At 73.8% G+C, this 11,678-nt stretch carries 7 protein-coding genes; 5 read left to right on the forward strand and 2 right to left on the reverse strand.

Annotation, left to right across the window (positions count from 1 at the left end; genetic code table 11):
* Positions 1 to 363: 363 nt before the first annotated feature.
* The gene (locus ACF09E_RS32060) at positions 364 to 1,854 is read left to right on the forward strand and encodes a M1 family metallopeptidase (RefSeq protein ID WP_392209272.1); all 1,491 of its coding nucleotides are present in this window, start codon (positions 364 to 366) and stop codon (positions 1,852 to 1,854) included.
* Between the two features lie 160 nt (positions 1,855 to 2,014).
* Positions 2,015 to 3,508, forward strand: a complete 1,494-nt coding sequence (gene hflX, locus ACF09E_RS32065) for a GTPase HflX (RefSeq protein ID WP_392209274.1) — start codon at positions 2,015 to 2,017, stop codon at positions 3,506 to 3,508.
* Positions 3,509 to 3,706: 198 nt separating this feature from the next.
* Here the strand turns inward: hflX and ACF09E_RS32070 are convergent, their stop codons facing one another.
* Positions 3,707 to 4,885 carry a trypsin-like serine peptidase gene (locus ACF09E_RS32070; RefSeq protein ID WP_392209276.1) on the reverse strand — a complete coding sequence of 393 codons (1,179 nt, stop codon included), beginning with the start codon at positions 4,883 to 4,885 and terminating at the stop codon, positions 3,707 to 3,709.
* Between the two features lie 300 nt (positions 4,886 to 5,185).
* The gene (locus ACF09E_RS32075; RefSeq protein WP_361846454.1) at positions 5,186 to 6,364 is read right to left on the reverse strand and encodes a hypothetical protein; all 1,179 of its coding nucleotides are present in this window, start codon (positions 6,362 to 6,364) and stop codon (positions 5,186 to 5,188) included.
* A gap of 316 nt (positions 6,365 to 6,680) precedes the next feature.
* Between ACF09E_RS32075 and ACF09E_RS32080 the strand changes: the two genes are divergently transcribed.
* The 3 genes from ACF09E_RS32080 (at position 6,681) to ACF09E_RS32090 (ending at position 11,654) form a co-directional block, all read left to right on the forward strand.
* On the forward strand, positions 6,681 to 8,258 hold the full coding sequence (locus tag ACF09E_RS32080) for a diaminobutyrate--2-oxoglutarate transaminase family protein (RefSeq protein WP_392209278.1): 1,578 nt from the start codon (positions 6,681 to 6,683) through the stop codon (positions 8,256 to 8,258).
* Between the two features lie 37 nt (positions 8,259 to 8,295).
* Positions 8,296 to 10,749 carry an IucA/IucC family protein gene (locus ACF09E_RS32085; protein ID WP_392209280.1) on the forward strand — a complete coding sequence of 818 codons (2,454 nt, stop codon included), beginning with the start codon at positions 8,296 to 8,298 and terminating at the stop codon, positions 10,747 to 10,749.
* 218 nt (positions 10,750 to 10,967) lie between these two features.
* Positions 10,968 to 11,654 (forward strand): GNAT family N-acetyltransferase, encoded by a 687-nt coding sequence (locus ACF09E_RS32090; protein WP_392209282.1) that lies wholly within the window; start codon positions 10,968 to 10,970, stop codon positions 11,652 to 11,654.
* Positions 11,655 to 11,678: the final 24 nt, after the last annotated feature.

The following is an 11,678-nucleotide window of genomic DNA, read 5'->3' on the forward strand; positions in this document are numbered from 1 at the left end:
GGTCGCTCGTCGGACGAGCGCCCCGGGCCCGCACGCCGCCCGGTAGGTCTGCCGGAGAGCGCCCCGGCGCCCTGCCGGCCCGCGCGCCGCACCCCTGCCGGGCCTCGCCGGCCCGCCCCGCCCTGCGCGCCCCGGGGCCCGCACGCCGCCCGGTAGGTCTGCCGAAGAGCGTCCCGGCGCCCCGCGGCCCGCGCGCCGCACCCTGCCGCGCCTCGTCGGCCCGCCCGCCCCGCCCGTCGCATGACGGCGGCGTCCGCCGGAGGACGGCCCGTGCCTCCTTCGAGTGGCGGGCGAGCGCGTCGCCCCGGGGAGCGGGCGCGGCCCTGGTAGCCGTAGGGCCAGTCCTCCGGAAAGGCCTGGCCCATGCCGCTCGTCCGAACGCCCCTGCCCCGCGCGCGATGGCTCCGCTCCGCCGTCCTGGTCGCCTCCTCGGCCGGTCTCGTCGCCGCCGCGCTGCCCGCCCCGGAGCCGCTCGGCATCGGGGACTCGCTCTTCCCCCACCTCGGCAATCCCGGCTACGACGTCCTCGCGTACACCGTCGACCTCACCTACCCCGGGGTCAACACCGCGCCGCTGGCCGCCGTGACCCGGATCGACGCCCTCGCCACCGACGACCTGGACCGGCTCAACCTCGACTTCACCCACGGCACGGTCTCCGCCGTCACCGTCGACGGACTCGCCGCGACCTACGCCGCCGCCGGCGAGGACCTCGTCGTCACCCCCGCCGTCCCGATCGACGAGGGCGAGTCGGTCACGATCACCGTGACGCACACCAGCGACCCCGGCGGCCCCGCCGACACCGGAGGCTGGGTCCGGACGAGCGACGGCCTCGCCATGGCCAACCAGGCCGACGCCGCCCACCGGGTCTTCCCGTCCAACGACCACCCGTCGGACAAGGCGTACTTCACCTTCCGCGTCACCGCCCCCAGCGGCCTCACCGCCGTCGCCAACGGCCTCCCCGCCGGCCGCGTCACCCGCGGGGACACCACGACCTGGACGTACCGCACCGCCCACCCCATGGCCACCGAGCTCGCCCAGGTGTCCATCGGCCGCTCCACGGTCGTGCACCGGGCGGGCCCGCACGGCCTGCCCGTCCGGGACGTGGTGCGCACCGCCGACCGGCAGCTCCTGGAGCCCTGGCTCCGCCGGACCCCCGGCCACCTGGAGTGGATGGAGCGGCAGGTCGGCCCGTACCCCTTCGAGACGTACGGGGTACTCGTCGCCGACGCCACCACGGGCTTCGAGCTGGAGACCCAGACCCTCTCGCTCTTCGAGCGCCGCCTCTTCACCGAGCCCGGCTACCCCGAGTGGTACGTCGACTCCGTGATGGTGCACGAGCTGGCCCACCAGTGGTTCGGCGACAGCGTCTCGCCGCGCACCTGGTCCGACCTCTGGCTCAACGAGGGGCACGCCAGCTGGTACGAGGCGCTGTACGCGGAGGAGACCGCGGGCAGGTCCCTGGAGCGGCGCATGAAGGCCGCCTACGCCGCCTCCGACGGCTGGCGGGCCGCCGGCGGGCCCCCGGCCGCCCCCGAGCCCCCCTCGCCCGGCCACAAGATCAGCCTCTTCCGGCCCGTCGTCTACGACGGCAGCGCCCTCGTCCTCTACGCGCTCCGCCAGGAGATCGGCGCCGAGGCCTTCCGGCGCGTGGAGCGGCGCTGGGTCGCCGACCACCGCGACGGAACCGCCACCACGGCCGACTTCGTCGCCCTGGCCGGTGAGATCGCCGGACGCGACCTCACCGCCTTCTTCCGGGGCTGGCTGTACGAGGCGAAGACCCCGGCCATGCCGGGCCACCCGGACTGGCGCAGCCGCCCCGCCGGGACCGCGCGGACCGCCCCGAAACCCGGATGACGGGCCGCGCCGGGGCGTGTCACCATCGTCAGGTCGGCGACGTGGCCGACGGCCCGGGAATCATCCCGTGCCCTCACGCGTTGTGACGGCATAAGACTCATCGCTCCACGGCTCCGCCGATCCCGGCGCCGGCCGTGCGGGCACTCGACGTAAGGATCCAATGACCTCCTCTTCTTCCCCTTCCCAGGACGAGCAGAGCTTCGCGGAGACGAGCCGTACCGAGAGCCTTCGGGCCGATGCCCTGATGGAAGAGGACGTCGCCTGGAGCCACGAGATCGACGGAGAGCGGGACGGCGACCAGTTCGACCGCTCCGAGCGCGCGGCCCTGCGCCGCGTCGTGGGACTCTCCACCGAGCTCGAGGACGTCACCGAGGTCGAGTACCGCCAGCTGCGCCTCGAGCGCGTCGTGCTGGTCGGTGTCTGGACCTCCGGGACCGTCCAGGACGCGGAGAACTCCCTCGCGGAACTCGCGGCCCTCGCCGAGACGGCGGGTGCCCTCGTACTCGACGGCGTGATCCAGCGCCGCGACAAGCCCGACCCGGCCACCTTCATCGGCTCCGGCAAGGCGCGCGAACTGCGCGACATCGTGGTCGAGACCGGCGCCGACACCGTCGTCTGTGACGGCGAGCTCAGCCCCGGCCAGCTCATCGCCCTCGAAGACGTCGTCAAGGTCAAGGTGGTCGACCGGACCGCCCTGATCCTCGACATCTTCGCCCAGCACGCCAAGTCCCGAGAGGGCAAGGCGCAGGTCGCGCTCGCGCAGATGCAGTACATGCTGCCGCGCCTCCGCGGCTGGGGTCAGTCGCTCTCCCGTCAGATGGGCGGCGGCGGCGGTGGCGGCATGGCCACCCGCGGTCCCGGTGAGACCAAGATCGAGACCGACCGGCGCCGCATCCGCGAGAAGATGGCGAAGATGCGCCGGGAGATCGCGGAGATGAAGACCGGCCGCGACATCAAGCGGCAGGAGCGGCGCCGGAACAAGGTGCCGTCGGTCGCCATCGCCGGATACACCAACGCCGGCAAGTCGTCCCTGCTCAACCGCCTCACCGGCGCGGGCGTGCTCGTGGAGAACGCACTGTTCGCCACCCTCGACCCGACGGTCCGCCGGGCCGAGACGCCCACCGGCCGGGTCTACACCCTGGCCGACACGGTCGGCTTCGTCCGGCACCTGCCGCACCACCTCGTCGAGGCGTTCCGCTCCACCATGGAGGAGGTCGGCGACTCCGACCTCATCCTGCACGTGGTGGACGGCTCGCACCCGGCGCCGGAGGAGCAGCTGGCCGCCGTGCGCGAGGTCTTCCGTGACGTCGGCGCGGTGAAGGTGCCGGAGATCGTCGTCATCAACAAGGCGGACGCCGCGGACCCGCTGGTGCTCCAGCGCCTGCTGCGGACGGAGAAGCACTCCATCGTGGTCTCGGCCCGCTCGGGCCAGGGCATGCAGGAGCTGCTCGCCCTGATCGACTCCGAGCTTCCCCGCCCGCAGGTCGAGCTCGAAGCCCTCGTGCCGTACACGCAGGGCGGTCTCGTCTCGCGGGTGCACGCCGAGGGCGAGGTCGAGTCCGAGGAGCACATCCCGGAGGGGACCCTGCTCAAGGCCCGGGTGCACGAGGAACTGGCGGCGATGCTCGCGCCGTACGTCCCGGCGGCGCACTGACCGAACGACGCCGAAGGCGCCGGCCTCCTCCCGAGCGGGAGGGGACCGGCGCCTTCTGCCTTCGGCTTTCTGCCTTCGCCTTCTGCCTTCGTCTTCTGAGTTCCGGCGTCCGCTGTCCGGCGTCCGCTGTCCGGCGTCCGGCCGTTCCGCCGCGCTGTCAGCGACCGGCGGAACGACGCGGGGCGCCGGTGGGACGGGTCAGCGGGCGTACTTCTTGCTGACCATGTCGTGCGCCGCCTTGGCGCCCCGGCCCAGCTGCGGTCCCGCGAGCCAGCCGTTGCTGCCGGCCGGGCCGATCGAGGTGTTCGACACGAGCGCGGTCCTGCCGTTCGGCATGACGCGGAACCAGCCGCCGCCGGACGAACCCGCGGTCATCGTGCAGCCGATCCGGTACATCACCGGGGTGGCGGGCGCCGTCGTCATGCGGGTCGCGCGGTCCACGCACTTGTGCATGATCACGCCGTTGTACGGGGCGGCCTGCGGGTAGCCCCAGGCGCCGATCGTGCCGGCCTGGGCGGGCGCGGGAGCGGAGAAGTCGACCGGCAGCGCGGCCCCGACGGTCTCCTCCAGGGACTTGCTGCCGCGCTGCGGCTTCACGTGCAGGACGGCGTAGTCGTACGGCCAGGCCTGGTTGGTCCCGCCGGAGTTGATCCACTCGCCCGAGGTGACCGCCCAGTCGGCCCAGTACTGGCCGTACGGGTAGACCTCGTGCGGCTGCGCGTTGTTGAGCGCGGAGGGGGACTTGCCCAGGTCGTTGAAGGCCGGGACGAAGGTGATGTTGCGGTACCAGCCGCCCTTCTTGCCCGCGTGGACGCAGTGGCCCGCCGTCCAGACCAGGTTGGACTTACCGGGCCGCCGCGGGTCCTTCACGATGGTGCCGGAGCAGACCATGTGGCCCTGCGGCGAGTCGAAGAAGATCTTCCCGACCGGTGCCGCGTTGCGGTGGTACGGGGTCTTCTCGCGCTGCGCCCGGACGGGCCGGGGCGCCGGGTCGGTGCCGCCGCCCGCGGCCTGCGCGGTGATCGTGGGGTCCGGGCTCTCGGCGGACTGCATCCGCGCCGGGTCCCACAGCCCGTCGATGACCGGGTTGACGAAGTCCTCGGCCTCACGCAGCCAGGTGTTCGTGTCCCAGTTCTTCCATTCGCCGTCCTTCCACTTCTCCAGGTCGACGCCGCGCTTCTTCAGCCTGTCGGCGAGGTCCTTGGTGAGGCCGGCGTCACCGTCCCCGGTGCCCGCGTCGGTGGCCGACGCGGAACTGCTCGCTCCGGCGGCGGGCTTGTCGGCCGCCGGTGTCTCGGTCGGGCCGCAGGCCGTGGCGGTCAGCGCGAGCGCGGTGACCAGGCCGAGGGCGGCGGGCAGGAGTCGTACGGAACGCATGTGGTGAATTCCCCCTGAGATGATTCCCGCGTCCGGAGAACGGCCTCGATGCGGGCGCGCTCCCGTCCTGGCATTGCCATGGACGCGTCACTTGCGGTGCACAGTATGCCGGTCGGGCCCACGGCCGGACGAAGCCCGGCGCAGGGCCGGGCCGAAGCCCGGCGAAGAGTCGGCCGGAAGCCCGGCAGCGGGTCCTTGCTCGGACCGGCGACGGGTCTCCCGTGCTCACCCGGGGCGCGGCCGGCGCCGGCGGTCATGGGGGAGGCGGGGCCCCAAGGCCCCGCCCCTCCCGTCGGGCGCCTACTGCCCGGCGTACTTCTTACTGACGTCCTCGAAGATGCTCTTGGCCTCGGCGCCCAGACGCGGACCCGCGAGCCAACCGGCCGACGACGGGCCGATCGAGGTGTTCGACACCAGCGCCGGCTTGCCGTCGGCACCCTTGGCGACCCAGCCGCCACCGGACGAACCACCGGTCATCGAGCAGCCGATGCGGTACATCGTCGGCTGCTCCGCCTTCAGGGACAGCCGGCCCGGCTTGTCCGCGCACTGGAACATCCGCTGGCCGTCGTACGGCGCCGCCGCCGGGTAGCCGGTCGCCGTCATGCTCGCGATCTTCGGCACCGCCGGCGCGTTGAACTCCACCGGAAGCGCCGAACCGACGGTCTCCTCCAGCGACTTGCCCGTGCCGCCCTTCTCCGGGGTCACCTTGATGACCGCGAAGTCGTACGGGGCCCCCGCGCCACCGGTGGACGCGCCCTCGGCGATCCACTCGTCGGAGGTCTTGACCCAGTCCGCCCACCACACGCCGTACGGCGCGATCTGCTCCCGCGTCGCCTGCTCGAGAGCGGAGGTCGAGAGCGCCGAGTCGTTGTACGAGGGAACGAAGGCGATGTTGCGGTACCAGCCGCCCTTCTTGCCCTTGTGCACGCAGTGGCCGGCCGTCCACACCATGTTGGACTTGCCGGGGTGCGCCGGGTCCTGCACGACCGTGGCCGAGCAGACCATCGAGCCCTCGGGGCCGTCGAAGAAGACCTTTCCGGACTCCGGCGCGTTGGCGTGGTACTTCGCGTCCACGGCCCTCGCCCGCACCACGGCCGGCGTCGGGTCCGTCACACCCTCGTCGCCCGAGATGTCCTCCTCCTCGACCGGCTTGTCGGGGCGCTCGGCGTCCCGCATGCGGTCCGGGTCCCAGAGGCCCTCGATGATCGGGTTGACGAAGTCCTTGGCCTCACGCAGCCACTTGTCGCGGTCCCAGTTCTTCCACTCGCCGTCCCGCCACCTGTCGACGTCGATCCCGTGCTCCTTCAGGCGCTCCTTCAGGTCCGCCGGAATCTTTATCTTGTCGGCCGGGCTCTGGGCGGTCGCGGGCGCACTGGGCTTGTCCCCCGCGTTGTCCTCGCTCGGTCCGCAGGCCGTAACGGTGAGCGTCAGCGCCGCGACGGCGGATGCCGCCGTCAGCAGCGGACGAATCGATCGCATCTCGTGATCCCCCTGGGACTACGTCAACTGGTGCATGGACAGCGGCCCTGCCCGTACGGGCGACGGCCGACGGCCCCCACTATGCCGGTGCCGGAGGGGACGGTACGCGGCCGGTCGGCGGTTCCGGTCGTCGTTCCGTCGTTGTCGTCCCGTGATCCGGGACACGCCAAGTTCTTGCCTCGGGCCCGTGATCCCGGGCGGTTCCCGTCGTTGGTACGTACGGGGGACACAACGGTGGCGTTCGGGGCAGCCCTTGCGGCGGCTCCACGACGTCCCGATGTGCAACGCAACTGTTACAGCGGGAGGACACCGAGCCGTGGCCGTGACCGAATCAGCTCCGGCCGTCCCACCGGCCGGGGGGACGCAGAGCAGGACGTCCGACGCGCCGGTCGCCGGCGCGCCCGGCGAGGCCGCCCCGGCGGGCGCCGCGGGGACGCGCGTCCCGACGGGCCGCCGCTCCCAGGAGCCGGGCCCGGCCGACCGGACGTCCTCCGCCCGGGGCTCCTCGGAACCCGGCGGTGCCGGATACGAGGGCATCCTGCGCCGCCAGTCCCTGCGGGAGTCCGCGGCCCGTACGTACGCGCGCTCCCTCCCCATCGTCCCCGTACGGGCCAGGGGACTGACCATCGAGGGCGCCGACGGCCGCCGCTACCTGGACTGCCTGTCGGGCGCCGGGACGCTCGCCCTCGGCCACAACCACCCCGTGGTCCTGGAGGCCGTCAAGAAGGTCCTCGACTCCGGGGCCCCGCTGCACGTCCTCGACCTCGCCACCCCCGTCAAGGACGCCTTCACCTCCGAACTGTTCGCCACCCTGCCGGGCGAACTCGCCGACAACGCCCGCATCCAGTTCTGCGGACCGGCCGGAACGGACGCCGTGGAGGCGGCCCTCAAACTGGTCCGCACCGCCACCGGCCGCAGCGGACTCCTCGCCTTCACCGGCGCCTACCACGGCATGACCTCCGGCGCCCTCGACGCCTCCGGCGGCGCGACCGACATCCGTGTCACGAGGCTGCCGTACCCGCACTCCTACCGCTGCCCCTACGGCGTCGGCGGCGCCCGAGGCGCCCAACTCGCCGCCCGCTGGACCGAGAACCTCCTCGACGACCCCAAGAGCGGAGTCACCACCCCCGCCGGAATGATCCTCGAAGCCGTCCAGGGCGAGGGCGGAGTCATCCCGGCGCCCGACGACTGGATGCGCCGCATGCGCCGCATCACCGCCGACCGGTCCATCCCCCTCGTCGTCGACGAGGTCCAGACCGGCGTGGGCCGCACCGGCGCCTTCTGGGCCGTCGAGCACAGCGGCGTCGTGCCCGACGTGATGGTCCTCTCCAAGGCCATCGGCGGCTCCCTCCCCCTCGCCGTCATCGTCTACCGCTCCGAACTCGACGCCTGGGAGCCCGGCGCCCACGCGGGCACCTTCCGCGGCAACCAGCTCGCCATGGCCGCGGGCACCGCCACCCTGGCCTACGTCCGCGAGAACAAGCTCGCGGAGCGCGCCGGCGTCCTCGGCGCCCGGATCCTCGGGCAGCTCCGCGGCCTCGCCGCCGACCACCCCTGCATCGGCGACGTCCGCGGCCGGGGCCTCATGATCGGTGTCGAACTCGTCGACCCCGACGCCGCGGGACCCGACGACACCGTCCCGCCCGCCGCCCCCGCCCTGGCCCTCGCCGTCCAGCAGGAGTGCCTCGCCCGGGGCCTCATCGTCGAACTCGGCGGCCGCCACTCCGCCGTGGTCCGGCTCCTGCCGCCGCTCACCCTCACCGACGAGCAGGCCACCGCCGTCCTGGACCGCTTCGCCGACGCCCTGGCCGCCGCCGAACGGGCCCACACCCCCCAGCCGCCCGCCACCCGCCGGCCCCCGGCTCCCCGTACCGCCCCCGGGCCCTCCCACTGACCGGGCCGTCCCAGCCCCCGCCTCCCAAGGAAGCCCCGTGAACGCCACACCCCCCTCCCCGGCGCCCGAGACCGCTGTCCCCCTCGCCGTCCACCACAGCACCTCCCAGATCCTCACCTCCACGGCACCCCACCCCACGGCCCGGCCCACGGAGACCCCCACCGCCACCACGGAACCCGGCAACGCGATCCCCGCAGCCGCCGCGGACACCGGCACGACGCCCCCCAGCACCTCGGCCCCCGGCACCGCGGGCCCCAGCACCTCGACCCCCGGCACGGCGGGTCCGGGCGCCGTGGGTTCGGGCGCCGCGGGACCCGACGGCTTCCCGGATACCGGGCTGCAGGGCACCGCGGCCCCCGGCACCACCCACGCAGCCGACCTCCCGGGCACCGCGGACCTGAGGGCCGGCCTCCCCGGCGCCGCGGGTTCGAGCAGCGGCCTCTCCCGCATGCCGACCTCGGGCATCGCGGGTTCGAGCGCCGGCCTCCCGGGCGCCGCAGGTCCGCGCGCCGGCGGCCTGCCCGGTACGCCGGCCCCCGGCACCGCGGCCCACGCCCCGGGCCACCCGGGTGATGCCGGGTTCGAGCCCGGCGCCGTCCGCCCCGGCGACCCCACGGTCCCGCGCCAGCACGTCGGCCCGTACGACCCCCGTCCGCACCGGACCTCCGCGGGTACCGACCCGCTGAACGCCGCGGACCCCCAACCGCACCGCTCGGCCGTCGCCGTGGCCCCGGAGCCCGCCCCCGCCCAGGGCCTCCACCACCCGGCCGGCGCCGACCTCTTGGACGACCCGGACCCGCAGCGGGCCGCCGACGCGGCCGCCGTCGAGAACCTCCTCCGCTGCTGGGTCCGTGAGAAGAACCTCCCGGCCCCCGGGTCTCCCACCCTCCGCATCCCCCTCGACGCCAGCGGCACCGCCCTCCTCGTCCCCGTCCGCTACTGGTCGCCCACCGGCTGGCACCGCTTCGGCGCCCCCGCCCTCGAAGGTCTCCCCGCCACGGCACCCACCGTGGACGCCGTGACCGTGGCCGCCCTGCTCAGCCGCGAGACCGGCCGCCCCGAGGGCACCGAACTCGTCGGCAGGGTCGCCGACTCGGCCCGCCGCACCGCCGACTTCCTCGCCGAACGCCGCCGCTCGCCCCAGCCGCACCCGGACGCCGACCTCTTCCTCGCCGCCGAACAGGCCCTGCTCCTCGGCCACCCCCTCCACCCCACACCCAAGAGCCGCGAAGGCCTCTCCGACGCCGAGGCCCGGCTCTACTCACCCGAACTGCACGGTTCCTTCCCCCTCCACTGGCTCGCCGTCGACTCCTCCCTCCTCGCCTCCGACTCCGGCTGGACCGAGCAAGGCCGCCCCGTCACCGCAGAGCAGCTCGCCATCGGCCTCGCCGAAGGGCTCCCGCTCCCCGCCGGGACCGCGCCGCTGCCCGTACACCCCTGGCAGGCCCGGGAACTCCTGCACCGGCCCGACATCCGCGCCCTCGTCGACGCCGGACTCCTCCACGACCTCGGTCTCCACGGCAGCCCGTGGCACCCCACCTCCTCCGTCCGCACCGTGCACCGCCCCGGCGCCCGCGCCATGCTCAAGCTCTCCCTCGGCCTGCGCATCACCAACTCGCGCCGTGAGAACCTCCGCAAGGAACTCCACCGCGGCGTCGAGGTCCACCGACTCCTCCGCACCGGCCTGGTCGACGAATGGCAGGCCGCCCACCCGGGCTTCGACATCGTCCGCGACCCCGCGTGGCTCGCCGTCGACACCCCGGACGGCGCCCCCGTCCCGGGCCTCGACCTGATGATCCGGCACAACCCCTTCGGTCCCGGCGACGACGCCGTCTGCATCGCCTCCCTCACCGCCCCCCGGCCCTGGCCGGGCACCGGCGCCATGCGCTCCCGCCTCGCCGACGTCATCAGCCGCCTCGTCACCCGCACCGGCCGCCCCACCACGGCCGTCGCCACCGAGTGGTTCCTCCGCTACCTCGACCAGGTCATCCGCCCCGTCCTCTGGCTCGACGGCCACGCCGGCATCGCCCTGGAGGCCCACCAGCAGAACACCCTGGTGATCCTCGACCCCGAAGGCTGGCCGGTCGGCGGCCGCTACCGCGACAACCAGGGCTACTACTTCCGCGAGTCCCACCGCGGCGAGCTGGAGAGCCGCCTCCCCGGCATCGGAGCCGAGAGCGACACCTTCGTCTCCGACCAGGTCACCGACGAGCGCTTCGCCTACTACCTCGGCATCAACAACGTCCTCGGTCTGATCGGCGCCTTCGGCGCCCAGCACCTCGCCGACGAGCGCGTGCTCCTCGCCGCCTTCCGCAGCTTCCTCACCTCCGCGACCAGCCTCGGCTCCCCCCTGCCGCACCGCCTCCTGGAGGCCGCCACCCTCCGCAGCAAGGCCAACCTCCTCACCCGCCTCCACGGACTCGACGAACTCGTCGGACCCGTCGACACCCAGTCCGTCTACGTCACCGTCACCAACCCCCTTCGCCCCTAGCCCGTCTCCCTCCGTTCCCGCCGACCCGCGCCGCCCGACACCGCACCCCGCCGCGCCGCCGGGGCCATGAGTACCTCCCGTACCCCAGACCCCCTCCACCCCGCGACGCACGGCACCGGACGACGCGGGACGTCACCGGCAGGCCCGGAAGGAGTCGCCCCGGCCCACCCGCGGCCGGCACACGCCCGACCGCCCACCGCCGAGAGGAGAGCGACACCGTGTCACCCACCCGCCCACCGGCCGACCCACCCGGTGACGACACCCTCGACCTGAGGCTCGACGAACTCGTCACCCTCCTCGAAGGCGGCCACATGGACGCCGAGATCCTCGACGGAGACCTGCTGGACTCCGTCGCCTCCTGGAACCCCGCCCCCACGTCCGCCGGCGTCTTCCAACTCGTCCCCGTACTGCTCGAACGCGACCTGCCGCTCATCACCCGGTGGATGAACGACCCGGCCGTCTCCGCCTTCTGGGAACTCGCCGGCCCCGAGAGCGTGACCGCCCAGCACATCCGCGCCCAACTCGAGGGCGACGGCCGCAGCGTCCCCTGCCTAGGACTGCTCGACGCCACGCCCATGAGCTACTTCGAGATCTACCGGGCGGACCTCGACCCGCTCGCCCGGCACTACCCGGCGCGTCCCCACGACACGGGTGTCCATCTGCTGGTCGGAGGCGTCACCGACCGCGGCCGCGGCGTCGGCAGCACCCTGCTGCGCGCCGTCGCCGATCTCGTCCTCGACCACCGTCCCCGCTGCAGCCGCGTCATCGCCGAACCCGACATCCGCAACACCCCCTCCGTCTCCGCGTTCCTTACCGGCGGCTTCCGCCTCGCGGCGGAAGTCGACCTCCCCGACAAACGAGCGGCGCTCATGATCCGTGACCGCGCCCTCCGTCACGTTCTGTGAACAACCCCCTGCCTTCTATACACC

It is taken from the genome of Streptomyces sp. NPDC014891, from assembly GCF_043081085.1.
Lineage (GTDB): Bacteria > Actinomycetota > Actinomycetes > Streptomycetales > Streptomycetaceae > Streptomyces.

Excerpts from the sequence above, each read along its gene's own strand:
- ACF09E_RS32060 (WP_392209272.1), top strand. The coding sequence starts at position 364 with ATGCCGCTCGTCCGAACGCCCCTGCCCCGCGCGCGATGGCTCCGCTCC.
- hflX (WP_392209274.1), top strand. The coding sequence starts at position 2,015 with ATGACCTCCTCTTCTTCCCCTTCCCAGGACGAGCAGAGCTTCGCGGAG.
- ACF09E_RS32070 (WP_392209276.1), bottom strand. The coding sequence starts at position 4,885 with ATGCGTTCCGTACGACTCCTGCCCGCCGCCCTCGGCCTGGTCACCGCG.
- ACF09E_RS32075 (WP_361846454.1), bottom strand. The coding sequence starts at position 6,364 with ATGCGATCGATTCGTCCGCTGCTGACGGCGGCATCCGCCGTCGCGGCG.